This window comes from Pseudotamlana haliotis, assembly GCF_008806375.1.
Lineage (GTDB): Bacteria > Bacteroidota > Bacteroidia > Flavobacteriales > Flavobacteriaceae > Pseudotamlana > Pseudotamlana haliotis.
Genome location: NZ_WAAT01000052.1, coordinates 52,894 through 74,647 on the forward strand (window position 1 = coordinate 52,894; position 21,754 = coordinate 74,647).

Here is a 21,754-nt window from a genome sequence, read left to right on the forward strand (position 1 = left end):
TATCATTTTTATTCTTTATGAAAAGCCTAGTTTCTATTATAACGCCCTTGTACAATTCAGAAGCGTTTATCTTAGAAACCATTAACAGCGTGATTCAACAAAGTTATAGGCCATGGGAGCTTCTATTAATAGATGATGGCTCTACAGACGATACACTAAAAATCATTCAGCCTTACCTAGACAAATATTCAAATATCAAGCTTTTAAAAAATAAAATTAACTCTGGTGCTGCAGTTTCTAGAAATAAAGGTATTTATGCTGCAACTGGCGATTATATTGCTTTTTTAGATGCCGATGACTTATGGAAACCGAATAAGCTAGAAGTGCAAATTCGGTTTATGGAAACTAACAATTGCGATGTGTGTTTCTCGAGTTACGAACATATAGATGAAGCTGGTCATGCTTTAAACAAATTTTCTAAGGCATTAAAGGAATTATCGTATACCAAGCTTTTAAAAAGTAACTATATCGGGAATTTAACCGGTATATATAATGCTAAACGCTTGGGTAAAGTAATATCTCCAAACTTAAGGAAACGCCAAGATTGGTTGTTATGGCTAGCGGCTATTAAAAAATCTAGTAAGCCAGCTTTAGGTATCACAGAATCTTTAGCTTACTATCGCGTTCGTAAAAATTCGATTTCGGCAAATAAATGGGAGTTGATTAAGCATAATTATTTGGTATACCATAAGGGATTAGGTTTTTCAAAAATGACTTCCATCTACCTCATGGGGGTGTTTTTTAAGGAACATTTTTTTGTAAAATCGAAACAAATTCAAGCTAAAGGTGAGAGGTGAATTGCTTTAATTTCCCACGATTGGAGCGGTTTAATTGGTCTTGTTGTTCAAAAATAATCCTAAGGTTAGGTTCTAAATATTTTGTAATCGCTTGTTTTACGGCTTCAATGTTTTCTTCTGAAAGCGAGCTAGAACTCACATAACTTATTTTAAACGTATCTAGCTCGAGCTGATCAATTACAAACTCTTTAACGGTACTTTTATCTTCAATAATCGTTTTAGTTACATAGTAAAACGTTAATCCTGCTGCTGTTTTTCCGCTCGGCAGTTTTACCAGGTCACCCGTTCTTCCGTTAAGGCATTTTAAAATGGGTTTTTCTAGAGTACTCGATTCCGATAAGGCACCCAAGTCACCTAAATCGTAGCGTATAAAAGGCTGTGCTTTGTTATAGAGCGACGTAATTACAATACGACCAATCTCGCCATGTGGTAAGGGGTTATTATGCTCGTCTAAAATTTCAACAAATAGATCTTCATTATTAACCACCCATTGGTCGTGCGTATTTTGAAACGCAATAAGCCCTAATTCTGCAGCGCCATATTCATTAATTATCGGAATGTTAAATTGTGTAGCCAGCAGGCTTTTATCTGAGTCGAAAAGCATTTCAGAAGTCACAATACAAGCTTTCAGCGTTGGGCAGACTGTTTTTAAGACGATATTTCTTTTCTGAAGATACTTAGCGAACTGTACAATAGCACTGGTATAGCCATTAATATAATCGAAAGATGAAGCCTTGAATAGCGCAATGTTTTTTTCCATCTGCTCATCACTAAGATCAAATACCGAAAATCGAAAACGATTGCTAAGGCGGTCTTTAATACGTTCTTTATAGTATCCCTTTTTATCTAGAGGAATCCCGTAAAATCGAGCCTGTTTTGATGTGTGTACATCCAGGTCGAACCATTTATAGCGATCTATAAAATTAGCCCAAATTAAAGCATGACAAAATTTGTCTTTTGCAAACAGAAAAGGTGTTCCCGATGACCCTGAGGTTTTGTTTAAGTAAATATTCTTTCTTGAAAAACCATTGGAAAGTCTATCATTTAAAGGTTTTTGTAAATCCAATTTGGTCATAACAGGCAGCTCATTCCAAGTGGTAAAGTTTTCCGCATTAACAAAGGATCTATAAAACGGATTGTTTTTTAAATGATAGTTTACAATATCTTGCTTTTTAGTTTCGATATAGGTGTTACAATCAAGAGCAATCGCTTTTTGGATACTTTTAAGTGTCCTCGAAGCTTTTTTTATAGGGAAGCCGTTTAGTTGTAAAGAAAATTTAAATAAATTCATAGGTGTAAAGCCAAGAAACAAAGCTAAAGATAAATCCGATTTTTTAAGTTTTTAAAGTAAAAAATAAGAAAAAAAGGGAGGGCTTTGCGTTGCTAATTCTAAAAAGCCCTTATTTTTGCAAGCATATAATTAAAGCCATTCTCATACATTTGAGAATCTAAAAATCAATACAATGAATATCTTAATTCTTGGTTCTGGCGGAAGAGAACATACTTTCGCTTGGAAAATTGCTCAAAGTCCGAAATGTGAAAATCTATTTGTAGCTCCTGGAAATTCAGGAACTGCAGCAATAGCAACAAACGTAAATATTGGGGTTACCGATTTTCCTGCAATCAAGGCATTAGTGTTAGAGCATAACATTGATATGGTTGTGGTAGGTCCCGAAGACCCTTTGGTACAAGGGGTTCATGATTTTTTCTTGAATGACGATGCTATTAAGCACGTTTCTGTAATTGGGCCGGAAAAGGCAGCTGCAGAGTTAGAAGGTAGTAAAGAGTTTGCTAAAGAATTTCTTTACCGCCATAACATTCCAACGGCAGCTTACGAGAGTTTTACTGCCGAAACCGTAGAGAAAGGATATGCTTTTTTAGAAACATTACAAGCGCCTTATGTTTTAAAAGCCGATGGTTTAGCAGCCGGAAAAGGTGTAGTGATTTTAAATGATTTAGATGAGGCTAAGGCCGAATTAAAAAGCATGTTGGTCGATGCTAAATTTGGAGCTGCGAGTACTAAAGTGGTTATCGAAGAGTTTTTAGATGGTATCGAATTAAGTTGTTTTGTTTTAACCGATGGTGAAAATTATAAAATCTTACCAACGGCTAAAGATTATAAGCGTATTGGTGAAGGTGATACCGGTTTAAATACGGGTGGTATGGGCGCTGTTTCTCCAGTACCTTTTGCAACCGATGCTTTTTTAAATAAAATTGAAGAGCGTATTGTGAAACCAACCATTAGCGGCTTCAAAAAAGATAACTTACCTTATGTAGGTTTTGTATTTATTGGATTAATAAAAGTAGGAGACGACCCTAAAGTTATAGAGTATAACGTACGAATGGGTGATCCTGAAACCGAAGTGGTTTTTCCAAGAATGAAAAATGATTTGGTTGAAGTATTACAAGCTATGGCTAGCGGTACTTTAAACACCATTGATATTGAAATCGACGAGCGTGCAGCGACAACCATTATGTTAGTTTCTGGTGGTTACCCTGAAGCTTATGAAAAAGGAAAAGAAATTACTGGGGTAGAGAACATAGAAGATTCTATTGCATTTCACGCGGGTGCTGTTTTAAAAGACGGTAAAATAGTAACCTCTGGTGGTCGTGTGATGGCGATTACCTCATACGGAGACACTTACCAAGAGGCCATAAAAAAATCTTACCAAAGTATAGAAAAACTACATTTTGATAAGATGAATTATCGTAAAGATATAGGTTTCGATTTAAATTAATCGAAACCTAAATGTTTTTTATAAGTAAGAATGTGAAGAAATGCTTTTGTCTTCTTCATTATTATCATTAAAACCTTTTAATTGGATCATCCAATAAACCATGGCAACAATACCAATGATAATAAAGATCCAAGACATAAGGTTTGCTAAAAACCAATTTTCAAGCTCTAGAGCCCTAATCGCGTCTAAAGGTTTTAAAAGAACGTTAACAAATAAATCTTGTATCGCGTAGAAGAAATCTTTCATATTGAGTTTGTTTATTGGGTGTTAAACCCTATATAGTTAGTATATTTACGAAGCAAAAATACAAAAACAGTTAATGTTAACAAGCTTTTTTAATAAATCTAGACCAATAAATTTCATCATTGTATTTTTTATTACGCTCTTAGCTTTTGCTGTACCGCGTATAAATTTACCATTTGAAAGTCTAGAGATTATGGATATGGTAAAATTGGGCGGTTTGCTTCTTGCTCTTTATGCTTCTATTTTACTCATAAATTTCATTGCGATTAAGAATAGTTTAACCGATACTAATCGTTTTGAAATTTTACTTTTCAGCTTGTTTCTTTTGCTATTACCGCATGCAACTGTTTATAGTGATGTAATTTATGCGAATCTTTTTGTGCTTCTAGCTTTGCGACGAATCATAAGTTTGAGGTCCCAAAAAGAAGTTAAAAAGAAACTTTTTGATGCCGCCATTTGGATTACCATAGCCGCTTTGTTTTATTTTTGGTCTATATTGTTTTTTGCGCTAATCATCGCATCACTGGCTTTATACACCGATAATAATTTGCGCCACTGGGTGATTCCTTTTTTAGGTGTTGTTACGGTGCTTTTAATTGGCACTTCAATATCAATTGTTTTATATGATAGCTTTTTTGAGATTTTTAAACTCGAAGGCATCAAAATGAGTTATGATTTTAGTGCTTATAACTCCATAACGTATTTATTAGGTATTACCCTTTTAGTGTCTTTTGGGGTATGGTCTTCGTTTTACTATCTGAAAAATATTAAAAAGAAGAAAAAGGTGTTCCGTGGCTCTTTTAAAACCATTGTATTTGCTGCAATTATTGGGTTTTTAATAGTGGTCTTCGCCCCTGAAAAAAATGGTAGCGAATTTCTTTTTGTTTTCACACCCTTAGCTATTATTCTAGCGAGTTATATTGAAATCATTGAAGAGAAATGGTTTAAAGAGATTTTTGTAGCAGTACTTATTCTCGTGCCGTTTATTTCATTATTGCTGGAGTTTTTGGCCAAAAGCTAAATCGCCAGCATCACCCAATCCTGGAACGATATACCCTTTTTCATTGAGATTTTCATCAACAGTTCCAATCCATAAGTTTACATTTTTATCAAAGTGTTTTTTAAGAAAGTCCACCCCAGGTTTGGCACCTATCACACTTATTAAATGAATGTTCTTGGGTGTTCCAAAGGCTTTTAAAGCTTCAAAGGTAGCCAGCATAGATTGACCAGTGGCTAGCATAGGGTCAGCCAAAATAAGGGTTTTGTTTTCCAAACTCGGGCAGGCCAAATATTCCACTACAATTTCAAAACTCTCAGGATTTTCTTTATGCTGTCTGTAAGCTGAAATGAAAGCATTTTCAGCTTGGTCAAAATAGTTTAGTAAACCGTTATGTAAAGGAATTCCAGCTCTTAAAATGGAGCACAGTACGATATCGTTTTTTGGTAATTTGGTGGAGTGCTCCCCTAAAGGGGTTTGAATGGTTTCAGACTGGTAAGTAAGTGATTTACTCATTTCATAAGCCAGAATTTCTCCTATACGTTCAATATTTCGTCTAAAACGCATGGCATCCTTTTGAATATTAACGTCTCTTAATTCTGAAAGAAAGCTGTTTAATATGGAGTTTTCCTTTGATAAATTATGAGTTTTCATAGCTTCAAATTAAGTATTCAATAGTAAAGTTAGTGAATTATAAGTATCTTTGCATTTCAAAAATTGAGACTATGTTTACAGATAAAGCAAATGCTATTTTTCAAAAAGTTATCGAGAAGTATCACATCATAAATACGGTAGATCAACCTTTTGAAAATGCCTATCCTGAAAGTGACTTAATTGAGCATTTATTATACAGAAAATGTTGGATTGATACGGTACAGTGGCATTATGAAGATATTATTCGTGATCCGCAAATTGATCCGGTAGCGGCCTTGACTTTAAAGCGTCAAATTGATGCTTCAAACCAAGATAGAACCGATATGGTTGAATATATTGATAGTTATTTTTTAGAAAAATATAAAGATGTTTCTGTAAAAGATAATGCGACTATCAATACTGAAAGTCCAGCTTGGGGTGTTGATAGACTGTCTATTCTTGCCTTAAAAGTGTACCATATGAATGAAGAGGCAACTCGCGATGACGCTTCCGCGGAACACAATGCGGCTTGTCAAAAAAAGTTAGACGTTTTATTAGAACAACGTTTAGATTTATCTACTGCTATTGATACGCTTTTAAGTGATATTGAAAAAGGTGATAAGTACATGAAAGTTTACAAACAAATGAAAATGTATAACGACGACGAGTTAAATCCAGTGCTTCGTTCTCAAAAATAAATTCCTTCGAAAGCAGGAATCTCACCCTATGTCGACGAGGTAATAAAGACCTTATGTGACAATTTATGTTGAAAAAACAAAAGCATATATTAGTGATACGTCTCTCAGCAATGGGAGACGTTGCTATGTCTGTACCGGTGGTACGCGCCGTTATTACGCAGTATCCTGAGGTTGAAATTACGGTTTTAACACGTGGTTTTTTTAAAGCATTTTTTAGAGGGATTCCTCGTGTTTCTGTTTTTTCTGCTGAAGTAAAAGGCGAGCATAAAGGTGTGCTCGGACTCTATAAACTGGCGAAATCCCTTAACAAAATGGGTTTCTATGCGGTGGCCGATTTGCATCAGGTATTACGAAGTAAAATTTTAAAACAATTTTTAAATTCTAAACGCTTTATTGCTTTAGATAAAGGTCGTAAAGCTAAACGTGCTTTAATTTCGGGAGAAAAATTTGAACCGATTAAAACCACGCATCAACGCTATGCCGATGTATTTGAGAAATTAGGTTTTCCTGTTGATTTATTAAATCCAATCTTTCCGGAGCGTGTTGTTTTAAATGAAAAGTTACTGGAGCTAGTAGGACGAGATTCTAAAAAGTGGATTGGTATTGCGCCCTTTGCTGCACATCAAGGCAAGGTCTATCCTTTAGAGTTGATGGAACAGGTGGTAGAGAAGTTAACTCCCGATTATAAAGTCATTTTATTTGGCGGAAAGGAAGACCGTGAGGCCTTAAAGACTTTTCATAATACCGTAAATCTTGCAGGAGCACTAAGCTTTGATGAAGAGTTAGATATTATCTCCAATTTAGATATCATGCTTTCTATGGATTCTGGTAATGCACATTTAGCCGCTATGTTAGGCGTGCCTGTGATTAGCATTTGGGGGGTTACTCATCCGTATGCTGGCTTTGCACCGTTTAATCAGCCTGAGGATTATGCCTTATGTGCCGATAGAACTCAGTTTCCTAAAGTGCCAACTTCCGTTTACGGTAATAAATATCCAGAAGGCTATGAAAAAGCCGCAGGGAGTATTGCTCCCGAAGTGATTGTTAGTAAAATAAATGCTGTGTTAACTTCATATAAGAGTTGATATAGGCATAGAAGACATGTTCTCGACTCCGCTCGAACACCGTTTAAAGTTATGTTTAATTAAAAAACACCACTACTTAACTTCTTTACTACTATTAACTCCTCTAACTTCTTACACATCATCAAAATCAACCGTAATAGTAGGCGTTGTAGGGTGCGCTTGGCAAGTAAGAATTAAACCTTCGGCAACCTCGCTTTCAGTTAGAATATTATTTTGTCTCATGCTCGCTTCACCTTCAGTAATACGAGCTAAACAGCTGCTACAAATGCCGCCCTGACAAGAATATGGCGCATCTAAATCTTCATCTAGAGAAGCCTCAAGAATGGTTTGTTTTTGAGACATATCGAAGGTCGTTGTTTCATCATCAACCGTAACGGTGATTTTAGTCGTGCCTTTTTCAACAGATTCAGTAGTAGATTCAACTTCAGTAGGTTTTGCTGCTTTAAAAAGTTCGTAGTGAATACGAGAAGCTTCAGTGTTATGATCAGTTAAAACATCTTTAACCGTGTGTATCATCGCTTCTGGCCCACATAAGTAATACGCATCAATAAGCACATCTTTGTGTTCGTTTTTAATGACATAATTTACCGTGCTTTTTTCAATACGCCCGAAAATTGCATCTTCCTCATCACGCTGACTGAAAACAAACTGAATGGTAAAACGCTCTTTATAGGCATGTTGAAGCTCTAAGAGTTCGTTTAAAAACATGGTGTCATCAGTGGTTTTGTTTCCGTAAACTAAAATGATCTTACTGTTTACTTCTTCTTCTAAAGCACATTTTATAATACTTAAAACTGGTGTAATTCCACTTCCGGCAGCAAAAGCCGCAATGTTTTTAGTTTTAGAATCATTAGGCTCAAAAATAAAACGCCCTTTTGGTGGAGCCACTTCTAAGGTGTCACCAACTTTTAAGGTTGTATTCGCGTATGCTGAAAAGGTGCCATCTTGAACTTCTTTAATAGCTACTTTTAATTCGCCGCTTTTTGGAGAAACGCAAAGTGAATAATCACGACGCACCTCATGACCGTCAATCTCGGTTTTTAAAGTGATGTATTGCCCCGCTTGAAAAGCGAAAGTGTCTTTAAGATTTTCAGGAACATTAAAAGAGATGCTTATTGCTTTTGAAGTTTCTCTATTTATATTCTTTACTGAAAGTTTATGAAATGATGCCATGCGAATTAATTTTTAGCAAAAATAGTGAAGCCTTTAAAAAATAGTGTCGTTTTTAAGAAAATTATATGTACGAATATTATGTATATTTGAGAGGTGTGAAAAAAATAAGGTGTTTGAGAGTTAGTTAATTTTACGACCTTTGTACCATTTTTAAATATTTTTATAATCAACGATGAATTAAAATCCCTTAAAAAATGAAAAATTTATTATTTACATGTTTGCTATTAGTAGTGAGTTTTACTCAAGCTCAGAACAAAGAAGCTTATAAAAAAGACGCGATTAAACTTATAAAACTAACAGGAGCTTCTTCGGCTTTTGAAGCTGGTATTGAGCAAATAGGCGCTGTAGTTTCAGAGAAAAATAAAGCCAAATATACTAAAAAAGCCGAAGCGTCTTTAGTGGATTTGTACGATGATATGGCCGATTTATACATGGAGGAATTCACTCAAGAAGAAATAAAAGAGTTATTAGGATTCTACAATTCGCCCATAGGAAAAAAATTCGCTTCAAAGCAACTGGAGCTTACTAAAAAAGGTGTCGAGTTAGGAAAAGACTGGGCGACCGATTTACAAAATTTGGCTCAAAGGTATCAGTGGTAATCCGTTAAGTTTTATTAATAGGGATAATAAGTAAAATGAAATACGGCGAATTTAGCATAGAGTCTCATAAAGTTGAATTTCACAACTCCGTATGGGGTGTTGAAACCGTCTTTGTTGATAATCATAAAGTTTCAGAAAAACTTTCAATTACAGGGGCTGAGCATGAATTTCAGTTAGATTCTAAGGCATTTACTCTAAAATCTGAAGCTAATTTTGCATTAAAAAACAATATTTAGATTCAACTTATTGAAAATGTGGAAGTTATTGAAACAATAGCTTGTGAGTATCATAAAAAAATCGGATGTATTGGATGGCTTTTGGTGTTTTTGTGGGATTAACTGGTTTTAAACTGGCAAAATTGCTCGTTGAAAGTTTTTGACCTATAAAATATTTCGCGTAAGCGGTTTTATGAGTGCGCGTTCTCATTTTGATAGCCAACGTTTAATTAGAGTATCCATGAAGCAACCAATTTGTACGTTCAATATTTAGGTTAATTCAAAAAGTTGCTTATTTTTACCACTATATATAATAATAGCGTGTCTTTACAGTTATTATTTTAGACTAAAAAAACCAACGTTGAATAGATATTTTAAAGTCTTAGTCACTTGTGTGCTTTGTGCGGTATGCGCCTTAAGTTGCTCAAGGAAAAAAGACAGATTTATAAGCAGAAATTACCACGCCGTTACAGCCGAATATAATACGCTTTTTAACGGTTACAATGCTTTGGAAGCTGGTAAAAGAACCATTAATGATGCTTATTTCGACAATTATTGGGAAGTCCTTCCTGTTGAGCGCATGCAAATCTCGGAAGACATTCTACTCCCGGGGCAATCCAGAAATGAAAATTTTAATATAGCAGAAGATAAGGCAGCCAAAGCCATTCAAAAGCACGGCATGCATATCGATAGTAAGGAAAAAAATCCGCAAATTGATGAAGCGTATCTGCTTCTGGGAAAAGCGCGGTATTTTGATCAGCGTTTTATTCCTGCTTTGGAAGCTTTCAATTATATTCTTTATAAATATCCAGCAAGTGATAAGATTAATCGTGCGAAAATTTGGCGTGAGAAAACAAATATGCGTTTGGATAATAACGAACTGGCTATTCATAATTTAAAGCGGTTGTTAAAATATGCCAATCTTGAAGACCAAGATCTAGCTGATGCGACCTCAACCTTGGCTCAGGCTTATATCAACACAAAAGTTATTGATACTGCAATAACACAGTTGGGAATTGCAGCACAGGCTACAAAAAGTCATGATGAGCGTGGACGATACCATATTATTCAAGGGCAACTTTATAATCAGTTAGGACAAAGAGATAGTGCGAATATTGCATTCGATAAGGTGATAGAACTGAATCGTAAAACTCCTAGAATTTATTTGATTGCGGCTCAACTAGGTAAGATCAACAATTTTGATCATGAAAATGGTAACAAACTTGAAACTACAGAATTACTTACCGAAATTGAGAAAAACAGAGAAAATCGTCCGTATTTAGATAAGATTTACCATCAAATTGGGCTCTATCACCAAAGAAACGAGAATGAAGATTTAGCTATACGTTATTACAATAAATCTTTGAGAACCAATACCAGAGATGCCTATTTAAAGTCTAGAAATTATGAGATTTTAGGTGATATCTATTTCGATAATTCGGTGTATGCCAAAGCAGGTTTGTATTACGATAGTACAATGACGAACATGGCCGAAAATTCGAAGCCTTTTCGTGTGATGAAAAGAAAACGCGATAACCTCGAGGATGTTATTTTATATGAAGGTATTGCTAAGGTAGATGATAGTATTATCCGTTTGGTTAATATGCCAGATGCTACTAGAACAGTTTACTTTAAGGAATATATAGACGAATTAAAACGTAAGGAGGAAGAAGCTAGAGCTCAAGAAGAAGCGGCTGCACGGAATTCAGGAATTGTGACGGTTAATAATCAAATAGGTGGTCAAGTTGGTGTAGGAGGAGCAGGTCAAGCGGTGCTGTTTTATTTCTATAACCCAACTACTGTAGCTTACGGTAAAAATGAATTCGTTAAAACTTGGGGTGACCGTACCTTAGAAGACGATTGGCGATGGTCAACGCGAGGGGCAACAGGTGGCGCAACTATTATTGAGCCTATAGCTCTTGCAGATGTCGCTTCAGATGATCAACGGTATGATCCTGAATTTTATATTTCGCAAATTCCTTCTGATGAAAAAGAAATTGATAGCATTTCAAAAGCGCGTAATTACGCTTATTATCAGTTAGGATTGATCTATAAGGAAAAATTTAAGGAGTATGAATTGTCTAAAGATAAATTTCAGGATTTATTAGAAAGCCATCCCGAAGAACGTTTGATCTTGCCTTCAAAATATAATTTGTACAAGTTGTACGAGTTATTGGGTCAAAACGACGAAGCTGAAATTGCTAAAACAGAAATCGTTTCAAACTATCCAGATTCGCGATATGCGCACATTTTGGAAAACCCAGAATTGGTTTCAGAAGATGAAAATAGTCCGCAAAACTTATATGAAGCCCTTTATATTAAGCATGAAAATCAGGAGTACGAAGAAGTGATTTCAAAATGCGACGAGTACATCAACCAATTTGATGGTGATGCTATAGCTGCCAAATTTGAATTATTAAAAGCTACAGCCACAGGAAGACTCTACGGTTTTGAGGCTTACAAAGAAGCGGTAAATCGTGTGGCGGTAACCTATGCAAATACAGATGAAGGTAAACAGGCCAAACACATTGTAGCAAAGGTATTACCTAATTTAGCCAATAAAGATTTTGTAGAAGTTAGCAGAGAAGCTTCAGTGCAATACAAGGTGATTTTTCAGTTTGACGAGGCTGAAGAAGAAACCATCTTAAGGTTTAAGAAAACCCTAGATGAGGTGTTGAAAAATATACGTCATTATTATGTTTTAAGTGCTTCAATTGATGTTTATGATCCTAATACGACCTTGGTAGTGGTGCATGGCATAAAGACAAAACAGATAGCTCAAACATTCAATCAAATCTTACTGAGTAAAGATCAGAAAAAAATAAAAGCCCCTTATTTTGTAGCCTCGTCTACGAATTATCAAATCATTCAAGTTCATAAAAATTTGGATTCCTATTTGAATCTCTACAATAAATAAAAATAACCGATTATGTTCTCAGATAATAAAAAAGAAAAAAGCATGGCAGAAAGTGGATCAAGTCAGAATTTAATAGCACAGGGTACAAAAATAGTTGGAGACCTAAGCAGTGAAGGTGACTTTAGAATAGATGGCACTATAGAAGGTAATATTAAAACCACAGGAAAAGTAGTGGTTGGTAAGTCCGGATTAATAAACGGAACTTTAGATGGCACAGATGCTTATTTTGAAGGTAGTTTTTCTGGAAAGTTGACCTTGTCAGGAACCTTAACTTTAAAAGCTTCAGCGCGTATTGAAGGTGAAGTGGTTTCTGGGAAATTAGCCGTAGAACCTGGTGCAACTTTTAATGTGACTTGCTCAATGAGTGGTACAGGTATAGGATCTAAACATGGAGAACAAAAAAGGAAATCAGAAAAATCAGCTTAATAAGTATGTTAGGTTTACATCTATTGCACTCCAAATGGGGCTTACCATCTATTTGGGTAGTCTCCTAGGAACTTGGATAGATTCTAAAACCGGAAATACAGATCAATTATATTTTAAGGTTATAACCTTGCTAGCTGTTTTCTTGGCTATGTTTTCTGTGATAAGACAAGTACTTAATATCACCAATAACGATAAGAATGATTAAAAGAATACTCGTTTTTACATTAAGCATTCTTCTGCTTTTTGCGATTTCATTTACGGTCCATAGTTATTTTGTTACTCAGCCTATGGCTTTCGAGCTGTGGCAGGTCTATGTCTTTCATGCTGTGGCAGCACTTATTGTTTATTTATGCATAGAAGGTATTGCGAGTATACTGCCCAATCAAGCGGGTTATGCTTACTTGGCATTAATGCTTTTAAAAATAGGGGTTTTTGTGCTTGTTTTTAAAGAATCGGTGTTTGAAAATGATGCCCTAACTAAGGTTGAACGCTTTGCTTTAGTACTACCTTTATTCTTGTTTTTAATAGCCGAGGCTGCTGGGATAGCCAAATTATTGAATAACCAAAAATAAGTACTCAAAGACTGAAAATCATCAATTTTATAGATGTATAAATACTAAATAAAAAAAAGCGTTTGCCTTTTTAAATTATTGTGTACATTTGCACAAAATTTTAGAGAGCGTAATTTTTCATTAGTATAAAAAAATATGATGCTAGTAAAACAGACTACCAAGATTATTGCAATTTTAGTGTTTTTGATGACTTCAGTTTCGGCCTTTGCAATTAGTGGGGTGCCTGATGATCAACACCAAGAAGGAGGAGGAGATAAGGTAGATACTCCAGAGGAAATTAAAGCATATATCTCTCATCACTTAAAAGACTCTCACGATTTTCACTTATATACAAATCATGAAACGGGTACTCATGTTGGTTTTCCGTTACCAGTTATTGTATGGACTAGTGAAGGATTAAAAACATTCATGTCTTCAGAATTTCACCACGATGATAACGGCCAAGTTATTGTAAATAAAGATGGTGTACAATTAACAAAAATTCACAGTAAAATATACGAGTTAGCACCAGGAGCTGATGCTGTTGTTTTTGACGACCATCACCACGCTGAAAATGCACATAAAGTTTTAGATTTTTCTATTACTAAAAGTGTGTTCGGTATGTTGTTAACGGGCATATTAATGCTGTTAGGTTTTGTTGCCTTAGCTAAAGGTTACAAAAAAGGCGCTATCCCAACTGGGTTTTCTAGAGTTTTAGAGCCATTAGTAATCTATGTGCGTGATGAAATTGCTAGACCAAATATTGGAGAGAAAAAGTATAAAAAATTCATGTCGTTTTTATTAACCGTGTTTTTCTTTATCTGGATATTAAATTTACTAGGATTAACGCCGCTAGGATTTAACGTGACTGGACAAATTGCTGTAACAACCTGTTTAGCTATTTTTACTGTGGTTATTTACCTGTTTAGCGGTACTAAAGATTTCTGGGGTCACACTTTATGGATGCCTGGAGTACCTTACATATTAAGACCAATTCTAGCTGTTATTGAGTTGATTGGTTTTGTAGTAATTAAGCCTTTTTCGCTATTAGTACGTTTATTTGCTAATATTACTGCGGGTCACTTTGTGGTAATGACATTAATTGCTTTAATGATTACCATGAAAGAAGCGTTCGGTCCTGCTGTATCAACAGGAATGTCCTTAGTATTATCATTATTTATTATGGTGATAGAAATTTTAGTAGCGTTTTTACAAGCATTTATTTTCACGATGTTATCATCGTTATTTATAGGTATGGCTGTTGAAGAACATGACCATCATTAATAAGAATTTGTTTAATTAATATTTTAAAAATCAATTAGTATGTACAATTTAATTGGAGCAGGATTAATCGTAATCGGAGCTGGTATCGGTTTAGGTCAAATTGGTGGTAAAGCAATGGAAAGTATTGCTCGTCAACCTGAAGCAGCTGGAAAAATCCAAACTGCGATGATCATCATTGGAGCTTTATTAGAAGGTTTAGCATTCGGTGCATTAATCTTAGGTAAATAATTCCTGCAAGAAACAAAGACAAAGACAGCATTCTGTAACGGTTGGTTACAGAAGCTGTTTTTAAATTAAACAAAAAACAGAAGTAAAACTTTTTATATAGTTACACATGGATCAGTTGTTAAATGATTTTTCGCCAGGATTGTTTTTTATGCAAGCCATTCTTTTATTAATCTTAATTGTATTAATGAAAAAATTTGCATGGAAACCTATTTTAGAGGCCTTACAAACTAGAGAAGATGGTATTAAAGATGCTTTAGATGCAGCACAGAATGCTAAATTGGAGTTAGAGAACCTTCAAGCAGATAACGAAAAGTTGTTACAAGAAGCTAGAATGGAGCGTGAAACTTTGTTAAAAGATGCACGTGATATCAAAGCTAAAATGATTGAAGAGGCTAAAGATGAAGCTGAAACTCAAGCCAACAAAATGATTGAGCAAGCACAAGTAGCTATTGAAAGTGAGAAGAAATCTGCTATGGTAGAGCTTAAAAAGCAAGTGGCTGATTTGTCTTTAGAAATCGCAGAAAAAGTAGTACGTACAGAATTATCTAGCAAAGACAAGCAACTAGAGTTGGTTGAAACCATGTTAGCTGAAAAATCATTAAACTAATTTTACAATGGCAGGAGCAAGAGCAGCAATACGTTATGCGAAAGCAGTATTAAATGTAGCATTAAATCAAAATGCAGCCGAGGTTGTAAATAATGATATGAAGCTCGTAGTTAGTACTGTTGCTGAAAGTAAAGACTTAAGCGATATGCTTCTAAGTCCTGTAGTACCTTCTTCAGTAAAAAAATCGGTTTTATTAGAAGTGTTTGGTAGTTCAAATGCTATTACTGTAAACTTAGTAGATTTATTAATTCAGAATAATAGAATAGACATTTTTGCAAATGTAGCTTCTATGTATGTTGAGTTATATGATGAGTCTCAAGGTATAAAACATGCAACCGTAACTACGGCTATTCCATTAACTGCAGCATTAGAAGAAAAAGTTTTAGCAAAAGCTGTAGAACTTTCTGGGCAGAATGTTGACCTAGAAAATATTATTGATGAAAGCATTATTGGTGGTTTCATTTTACGTGTAGGTGATGTGCAATACAACGCAAGTGTAGCAAATCAGTTAAACAATTTAAAAAGAGAATTTACATTAAATTAAAAGTTTTTAGATAACGGTGTAAAGCATCGCTATTTTAAAGTCTAATACTAAATAAAGATGGCAGAAGTAAAACCAGCTGAAATATCAGCAATCTTAGAAAAACAACTTTCAGGTTTTGAGGCAAGCGCTTCATTAGATGAAGTAGGAACTGTATTAACTGTAGGTGATGGTATTGTACGTGCTTACGGATTATCTAACGCACAGTACGGTGAGTTAGTAGAATTCGAAGGCGGATTAGAAGGTATTGTACTTAACCTTGAGGAAGATAACGTTGGTATTGTATTATTAGGTGCTTCAGTAGGAGTAAAAGAAGGTTCTACCGTAAAACGTACTAACCGTATTGCTTCTATTAATGTTGGTGAAGGTATTGTTGGTCGTGTTGTTGATACATTAGGAACACCAATTGATGGTAAAGGCCCTATTGCTGGAGAAACTTACGAAATGCCACTTGAGCGTAAAGCGCCTGGTGTTGTTTTCCGTGAGCCAGTAACTGAACCTTTACAAACAGGTATTAAGTCTATTGATGCTATGATTCCTGTAGGTCGTGGTCAACGTGAGTTGGTTATTGGTGACCGTCAAACGGGTAAAACTGCGGTTTGTATTGATACTATCTTAAATCAAAAAGAATTTTACGATGCAGGTGAGCCTGTATACTGTATATATGTTGCCGTTGGTCAAAAAGCATCAACAGTAGCTTTAATTGCTAAAACTTTAGAAGAAAAAGGCGCTTTAGCTTATACGACTATTGTTGCAGCTAACGCATCAGATCCTGCTCCAATGCAAGTATATGCGCCATTTGCTGGTGCTGCTATTGGTGAGTATTTTAGAGATACTGGTCGTCCTGCTTTAATTGTATTTGATGATTTATCAAAACAAGCAGTTGCCTACCGTGAGGTATCTTTATTATTACGTCGTCCACCAGGACGTGAGGCGTATCCAGGTGATGTATTCTACTTACACTCGCGTTTATTAGAGCGTGCAGCAAAAGTGATCAACAATGACGCTATTGCTAAAGATATGAATGATCTTCCTGACTCATTAAAACCTTTGGTTAAAGGTGGTGGTTCATTAACAGCTTTACCAATTATTGAAACACAAGCGGGAGACGTTTCGGCATATATCCCAACCAACGTAATTTCGATTACAGATGGTCAGATCTTCTTAGATGGAGATTTATTTAACTCTGGGGTTCGTCCAGCAATTAACGTAGGTATTTCTGTATCTCGTGTTGGTGGTAACGCTCAAATTAAATCCATGAAAAAAGTATCGGGTACTTTAAAACTTGATCAAGCACAGTTCCGTGAGTTAGAAGCTTTCGCGAAGTTTGGTTCAGATTTAGATGCGGTTACTTTAAATGTAATTGAAAAAGGTAAACGTAACGTTGAAATCTTAAAACAAGCACAAAACGATCCATTTAAAGTTGAAGATCAAATTGCAATTATCTATGCAGGATCTAAAAACTTATTAAGAGATGTGCCTGTTGAAAAAATTAAAGAATTTGAAAGAAACTATTTAGAGTTATTAAGATCTAAGCATAGCGACATCTTAGCAACTTTAAAATCTGGAAAATTAACTGATGAAGTTACAGATACGTTAACAGCTGTAGCAAAAGATTTATCAGCACAGTATAAATAGCCCCTCCCAACCTCCCCTAAGGGGAGGAGTTATATGGAGGATCTAAATTATTAAATACAACTAATAAAATCCCTCCCCTTTTGGGGAGGTTAGGTGGGGCCAATGGCAAATTTAAAAGAAATACGTAACAGAATATCATCGGTATCTTCAACGATGCAGATTACCAGTGCCATGAAAATGGTATCAGCTGCTAAGTTAAAGAAAGCCCAAGATGCTATTACAGGAATGCGTCCGTATTCAGATAAGCTTACTGAACTTTTACAAGGTTTAAGTGCGACTTTAGAAGGCGCTTCTCAAAGTAAATATTCTGAAGAACGTGAGTTAAAAAAAGTACTTATTGTCGCTATAACGTCTAATAGAGGTTTGGCGGGTGCTTTCAATGCAAATATTATTAAGGAGGTTAACAGACTAACATCTCAAAAATACGCTAACCAAGAAGTATCGTATTTAACTGTTGGTAAGAAGGCTTTTGATGCTTTCAAAAAAACCGATAGAGTTATAGCCAATGAAAGTGAGCTTTATGACGACTTAACTTTTGAAAACGTAGCTGTAATTGCAGAATCTTTAATGGAGAAATTTGTTGAAGGTGAGTTTGATAAAATCGAAATCGTATATAATAAGTTCAAAAATGCTGCAACTCAAATTGTAACAACTGAACAATTTTTACCTATTGTTCCTGTTGAAGTTGAAGAAGATACTGATACTTTCTATATTTTCGAGCCATCACAACATGACATTATCGAGCAATTAATTCCGAAGTCTTTAAAAACGCAATTATACGGTGGTATTAGAGATTCGTTTGCTAGTGAGCACGGTGCACGTATGACAGCTATGCATAAAGCAACCGATAATGCTACAGAATTAAGAGATCAACTTAAATTAACATACAACAAAGCACGTCAAGCGGCTATTACTAACGAAATCTTAGAGATTGTTGGTGGTGCTGAAGCTTTAAATAACTAAGTTTAGATTTAAATCTAAGTTTTATAATAATACAAAAGCCTTCTATATGTTTATAGAGGGCTTTTTTTATGCGATTCTTCTATTAGTTTTAAACTATTATATAGTTGCTTTACAAGGCCTATATGGCTAATAAAATTTCCTTAAGGAAATGAATGTTGCTAGAATAATTGTTTGTTTTGCTTAGGTATTAAATTGGTTATTCCCATGTTGCTTTCTTTGGTTTACAATTAGAAAAGCGTACTTTTAGCGGTAAAATTATTGGACCATTGGGCGCACTAAAAAATTTATTTAAACAAACTTTTATTTACGGCTTAGCCACGGTTTTACCTCGAATGTTAAGCTTTTTATTGGTACCGCTCTACACCACCAAAGGGGTGCTTGCCTCGGTGGCAGAATATGGTGAAGTCTCTGTGATTTTTTCCTACTTCGTGCTGTTTAATGTGATTCTCGCTTATGGTATGGAAACGGCCTTTTTTAGGTTTTTTAATAAGGAAGATGATAAAAATAAAGTGACCAGTACCGTGTCTATTTCGCTTATTGTGACTTCGTTCTTTTTTTTTCTTATAGTCTTCATCTTTAAAGATTTTATTGCTGAACTTGTGGAGATAAAAGTGAAATACATCAAAATTGTTTTCTGGATTCTACTTTTAGATGCACTGGTCATTATGCCCTTCGCTTGGTTGCGAGCTAATGAACAACCCATGAAGTACGCTATTATAAAATTCTTTAATGTCTCAGTTAACATTGGTTTAAATTTATTTTTTCTTTTAGCACTTAAAAATTTAGTTGAGAAAGGCGTTATTTTTGATAAGCTTTATATTCCTAATTTTGGTGTTAGCTATATCCTAATTGCTAACGTTATAGCTAGTGGTATTACCCTGTTAATCATGCTGCCGTTTTATGCAAGAATTAGCTATAAGTTTGATGCTTCTTTATGGAAAACCATGATGAAATATGCTTTTCCTGTGTTGGTCGCTGGAGTTGCCTTTTCAATTAATGAAACCTTTGATCGCATTTTATTAAACCATCTTTTGCCAGCCGATGTCGCGAAAACTCAAATTGGTTTGTATTCGGCATGTTATAAAATAGCCTTGTTTATGACCTTGTTTGCAACGGCATATAGGTTAGGTATTGAACCTTTTTTCTTTAGTCATGCTAAGGCTAAAAATCCGCAAAAAAATTATGCCCTTATTTTGGAGTTTTTTGTGATTTGTGGGTCTATTATTCTATTGGGGGCTATTGTTTTTGTAGATACCTTGAAAGTGATTATAGTGAGAGGTCAAGGCTATTGGGAGGCCATGTGGATTGTACCACTTATTCTTATTGCTAATTTCTGCTTAGGAATTTATCACAATCTATCGGTTTGGTATAAAATCACTGACCGCACGAAGTTTGGAGCCTACATATCTATTATTGGTGCCTTAATAACCCTAGCTTTAAACTTTTGGTTGATTCCAATTATTGGGTATAAGGGCTCGGCTATTGCTACATTAGCCGCTTATGCCACCATGATGTGTTTGTCGTATTATTTCGGTAGAAAATATTATCCCATTCCATATAACTTAAAGAAAATAGGGCTGTATATGGGGTCATCCATAGGACTTTCATTACTATCTTTTTATGAATTTAGAGGTGATTATGTTATTGGAGTATCTATGTTAATCGTATTTTTGGGTGTTGTATTTTATTCTGAACAAAAATTTATAAAGCAACTATTAACAAGAAAGCATGCAAATTAAAATCATAAATAAATCTACGAACGATTTGCCAAATTACGAAACTATGGCATCGGCTGGAGTGGATTTAAGAGCAAATTTATCGGAAGCTAGAGTGTTGAAGCCTTTAGAGCGAACCGTTGTAGGAACAGGATTATTTATCGAGTTACCTGTTGGTATTGAAGCACAAGTACGCCCAAGAAGCGGCCTAGCAGCCAAAAAAGGTGTTACCGTACTCAATGCACCTGGAACCATTGATGCCGATTACCGAGGTGAAATAGGCGTGATTTTGGTAAATCTTTCGCAAGAAAATTTTACCATTCAAAATGGTGAGCGCATTGCACAATTAGTAATAGCAAAACACGAACGCGCCGAGTGGCATGAAGTCGAAGAACTCACCGAAACCGATCGAGGCGAAGGTGGCTTTGGGAGTACTGGGGTGAAATAAGCCCCCTAACCCCCAGAAGGGGAACTCGTACGTTACGCAAATAGGAAAAAAAAATTTAATAATATAATAGTTTCTTCCCTTTGGGGAGATTAAGAGGGGCTTATGAAAATAATAGTACCAATGGCGGGACGAGGATCACGTTTACGCCCGCACAGTTTAACCGTACCAAAACCATTAATTCCAGTTGCTGGGCAACCTATTGTTCATCGCTTGGTAAAAGATATTGCTAAAGTATTGAAAGAACCTATTGAAGAGATTGCTTTTGTTTTAGGTGATGCTGCTTGGTTTGGTGATGATGTTGTAGCGAGTTTAGAAGATTTGGCTAAAAGTTTAGGCGCTAAAGCTTCTATTTACCGTCAGGATAAACCATTAGGAACCGGTCATGCCATTATGTGTGCCAAACCGTCCTTATCTGGACCAGCAGTAATCGCATATGCCGATACGTTGATTCGTGCGCAATTTGATTTAGATCCTGAAGCCGATAGTGTGATTTGGACTAAAAAAGTAGAAAATCCTGAAGCTTATGGTGTGGTAAAATTAAATACCAAGGAAGAAATTGTAGAACTGGTTGAAAAACCAGAAAGTTTTGTTAGTGATCAAGCTGTAATTGGTATTTATTACTTTAAAGATGTTGCTGTTTTAAAAAGTAAATTACAAGAAATACTCGATGAAAACGTTATGAACGGTGGCGAGTACCAAATTAATGATGGTATTAAGCGTATGATGGCTGAAGGCAAGGTGTTCAAAACCGGAACTGTTGATGAGTGGATGGACTGCGGAAACAAACCGATTACCATTGAAACCAACCAACGTATGTTGGGCTTTTTAAAGGCTGACGGTGAAGAACAACTCGTAGCCGATTCTGTGACATTAGAAAATGCAAACATTATCGAACCTTGTTTTATTGGTGAAAATGTCGTGCTTAAAAATACTACTGTGGGACCTTTTGTTTCTATTGGAAAAGATAGTGTGATTGAAAATTCAACCATTAAAAACAGTTTGATTCAAACCAACTCAAGCATCAAAAACGCCAATTTAGATCAAGCTATGATTGGAAATTATGTGAAGTATAACGGGGAATTTACGAGCATTAGTATTGGGGATTATTCGATTTTAGAATAACATTCCTGCGAAGGCGGGAATCTCATTAATATTAGTAGTACCTATGCAAGGTGTTCATCTGTGAAGTATTGCATTTCAATCAAGCATCTTGCTGCGTTAGGGATTGTAGCGGCATCCTTTTTGCCATTAGAAGCAA

At 35.4% G+C, this 21,754-nt stretch carries 24 protein-coding genes; 20 read left to right on the plus strand and 4 right to left on the minus strand.

The features are described from left to right. The first annotated feature begins 17 nt into the window (after window positions 1-17). Complete coding sequence (locus F6U93_RS13985) at window positions 18-797, plus strand: glycosyltransferase family 2 protein (protein ID WP_150940847.1); 780 nt, start codon at window positions 18-20, stop codon at window positions 795-797. On the opposite strand, the gene F6U93_RS13990 is transcribed toward F6U93_RS13985, so the two are convergent. Next, entirely contained in the window at window positions 781-2,088 is a 1,308-nt protein-coding gene (locus F6U93_RS13990) for a phenylacetate--CoA ligase family protein (RefSeq protein WP_150940848.1), read from the minus strand. The two genes, F6U93_RS13985 and F6U93_RS13990, sit on opposite strands and share 17 nt — an antisense overlap. Before the next feature lie 172 nt (window positions 2,089-2,260). Here F6U93_RS13990 and purD point away from each other — a divergent pair, with 172 nt between their 5' ends. Next, window positions 2,261-3,535, plus strand: a complete 1,275-nt coding sequence (gene purD / locus F6U93_RS13995; protein ID WP_150940849.1) for a phosphoribosylamine--glycine ligase — start codon at window positions 2,261-2,263, stop codon at window positions 3,533-3,535. 18 nt (window positions 3,536-3,553) lie between these two features. On the opposite strand, the gene F6U93_RS14000 is transcribed toward purD, so the two are convergent. Beyond that, complete coding sequence (locus F6U93_RS14000) at window positions 3,554-3,781, minus strand: DUF6341 family protein (RefSeq protein WP_150940850.1); 228 nt, start codon at window positions 3,779-3,781, stop codon at window positions 3,554-3,556. A 73-nt stretch (window positions 3,782-3,854) separates the two neighbouring features. On the opposite strand from F6U93_RS14000, the gene F6U93_RS14005 reads away from it, so the two are divergent. Next, entirely contained in the window at window positions 3,855-4,799 is a 945-nt protein-coding gene (locus tag F6U93_RS14005; RefSeq protein ID WP_150940851.1) for a DUF6427 family protein, read from the plus strand. Here the strand turns inward: F6U93_RS14005 and upp are convergent. Next, window positions 4,770-5,429, minus strand: a complete 660-nt coding sequence (upp, locus tag F6U93_RS14010; RefSeq protein WP_150940852.1) for a uracil phosphoribosyltransferase — start codon at window positions 5,427-5,429, stop codon at window positions 4,770-4,772. The genes F6U93_RS14005 and upp overlap by 30 nt on opposite strands. A 71-nt stretch (window positions 5,430-5,500) precedes the next feature. Between upp and F6U93_RS14015 the strand changes: the two genes are divergently transcribed. Both F6U93_RS14015 and F6U93_RS14020 read left to right on the plus strand, forming a co-directional pair. Further along, window positions 5,501-6,106, plus strand: coding sequence for a DUF4254 domain-containing protein (locus F6U93_RS14015; RefSeq protein ID WP_150940853.1), 606 nt, complete (start codon window positions 5,501-5,503; stop codon window positions 6,104-6,106). A 65-nt stretch (window positions 6,107-6,171) separates the two neighbouring features. Beyond that, on the plus strand, window positions 6,172-7,191 hold the full coding sequence (locus F6U93_RS14020) for a glycosyltransferase family 9 protein (protein WP_225312723.1): 1,020 nt from the start codon (window positions 6,172-6,174) through the stop codon (window positions 7,189-7,191). Between the two features lie 111 nt (window positions 7,192-7,302). On the opposite strand, the gene F6U93_RS14025 is transcribed toward F6U93_RS14020, so the two are convergent. Further along, window positions 7,303-8,364, minus strand: a complete 1,062-nt coding sequence (locus F6U93_RS14025) for a ferredoxin--NADP reductase (protein ID WP_150940854.1) — start codon at window positions 8,362-8,364, stop codon at window positions 7,303-7,305. Between the two features lie 194 nt (window positions 8,365-8,558). Here F6U93_RS14025 and F6U93_RS14030 point away from each other — a divergent pair, with 194 nt between their 5' ends. The 15 genes from F6U93_RS14030 to F6U93_RS14100 all read left to right on the plus strand — a co-directional run bounded on the left by F6U93_RS14030 (window position 8,559) and on the right by F6U93_RS14100 (window position 21,618). After that, window positions 8,559-8,963 carry a DUF2059 domain-containing protein gene (locus F6U93_RS14030; protein WP_150940855.1) on the plus strand — a complete coding sequence of 135 codons (405 nt, stop codon included), beginning with the start codon at window positions 8,559-8,561 and terminating at the stop codon, window positions 8,961-8,963. Between the two features lie 35 nt (window positions 8,964-8,998). Beyond that, entirely contained in the window at window positions 8,999-9,199 is a 201-nt protein-coding gene (locus F6U93_RS14035; RefSeq protein WP_150940856.1) for a hypothetical protein, read from the plus strand. 340 nt (window positions 9,200-9,539) lie between these two features. After that, window positions 9,540-12,095: a type IX secretion system periplasmic lipoprotein PorW/SprE gene (porW, locus tag F6U93_RS14040; RefSeq protein ID WP_150940857.1), complete on the plus strand. Its 2,556-nt coding sequence runs from the start codon at window positions 9,540-9,542 to the stop codon at window positions 12,093-12,095. Between the two features lie 12 nt (window positions 12,096-12,107). Then, entirely contained in the window at window positions 12,108-12,521 is a 414-nt protein-coding gene (locus F6U93_RS14045) for a bactofilin family protein (RefSeq protein ID WP_150940858.1), read from the plus strand. Continuing rightward, complete coding sequence (locus F6U93_RS14050) at window positions 12,484-12,726, plus strand: AtpZ/AtpI family protein (protein WP_150940859.1); 243 nt, start codon at window positions 12,484-12,486, stop codon at window positions 12,724-12,726. The genes F6U93_RS14045 and F6U93_RS14050 overlap by 38 nt, the downstream gene beginning before the upstream one ends. Then, window positions 12,719-13,093, plus strand: a complete 375-nt coding sequence (locus F6U93_RS14055; protein WP_150940860.1) for a DUF6168 family protein — start codon at window positions 12,719-12,721, stop codon at window positions 13,091-13,093. Before F6U93_RS14050 ends, F6U93_RS14055 begins: the two co-directional genes overlap by 8 nt. Window positions 13,094-13,228: 135 nt before the next feature. Beyond that, window positions 13,229-14,356 carry a F0F1 ATP synthase subunit A gene (gene atpB / locus F6U93_RS14060; protein WP_191963531.1) on the plus strand — a complete coding sequence of 376 codons (1,128 nt, stop codon included), beginning with the start codon at window positions 13,229-13,231 and terminating at the stop codon, window positions 14,354-14,356. Window positions 14,357-14,395: 39 nt separating this feature from the next. Next, complete coding sequence (gene atpE, locus F6U93_RS14065) at window positions 14,396-14,584, plus strand: ATP synthase F0 subunit C (RefSeq protein ID WP_150940861.1); 189 nt, start codon at window positions 14,396-14,398, stop codon at window positions 14,582-14,584. A gap of 106 nt (window positions 14,585-14,690) precedes the next feature. Then, a complete protein-coding gene (locus F6U93_RS14070) occupies window positions 14,691-15,191 on the plus strand; it encodes a F0F1 ATP synthase subunit B (protein ID WP_150940862.1) in 501 nt (166 codons plus the stop codon). A 7-nt stretch (window positions 15,192-15,198) separates the two neighbouring features. After that, window positions 15,199-15,735, plus strand: a complete 537-nt coding sequence (atpH, locus tag F6U93_RS14075; RefSeq protein ID WP_150940863.1) for an ATP synthase F1 subunit delta — start codon at window positions 15,199-15,201, stop codon at window positions 15,733-15,735. Window positions 15,736-15,792: 57 nt separating this feature from the next. Further along, a complete protein-coding gene (atpA, locus tag F6U93_RS14080; RefSeq protein WP_150940864.1) occupies window positions 15,793-17,370 on the plus strand; it encodes a F0F1 ATP synthase subunit alpha in 1,578 nt (525 codons plus the stop codon). 102 nt (window positions 17,371-17,472) lie between these two features. Then, a complete protein-coding gene (atpG, locus tag F6U93_RS14085; protein ID WP_150940865.1) occupies window positions 17,473-18,333 on the plus strand; it encodes an ATP synthase F1 subunit gamma in 861 nt (286 codons plus the stop codon). 266 nt (window positions 18,334-18,599) lie between these two features. Continuing rightward, on the plus strand, window positions 18,600-20,072 hold the full coding sequence (locus F6U93_RS14090; protein WP_150940866.1) for an oligosaccharide flippase family protein: 1,473 nt from the start codon (window positions 18,600-18,602) through the stop codon (window positions 20,070-20,072). Then, entirely contained in the window at window positions 20,062-20,496 is a 435-nt protein-coding gene (gene dut / locus F6U93_RS14095) for a dUTP diphosphatase (RefSeq protein ID WP_150940867.1), read from the plus strand. The genes F6U93_RS14090 and dut overlap by 11 nt, the downstream gene beginning before the upstream one ends. Window positions 20,497-20,598: 102 nt before the next feature. Continuing rightward, window positions 20,599-21,618, plus strand: a complete 1,020-nt coding sequence (locus F6U93_RS14100; protein WP_150940868.1) for a sugar phosphate nucleotidyltransferase — start codon at window positions 20,599-20,601, stop codon at window positions 21,616-21,618. Window positions 21,619-21,754 lie beyond the last annotated feature (136 nt).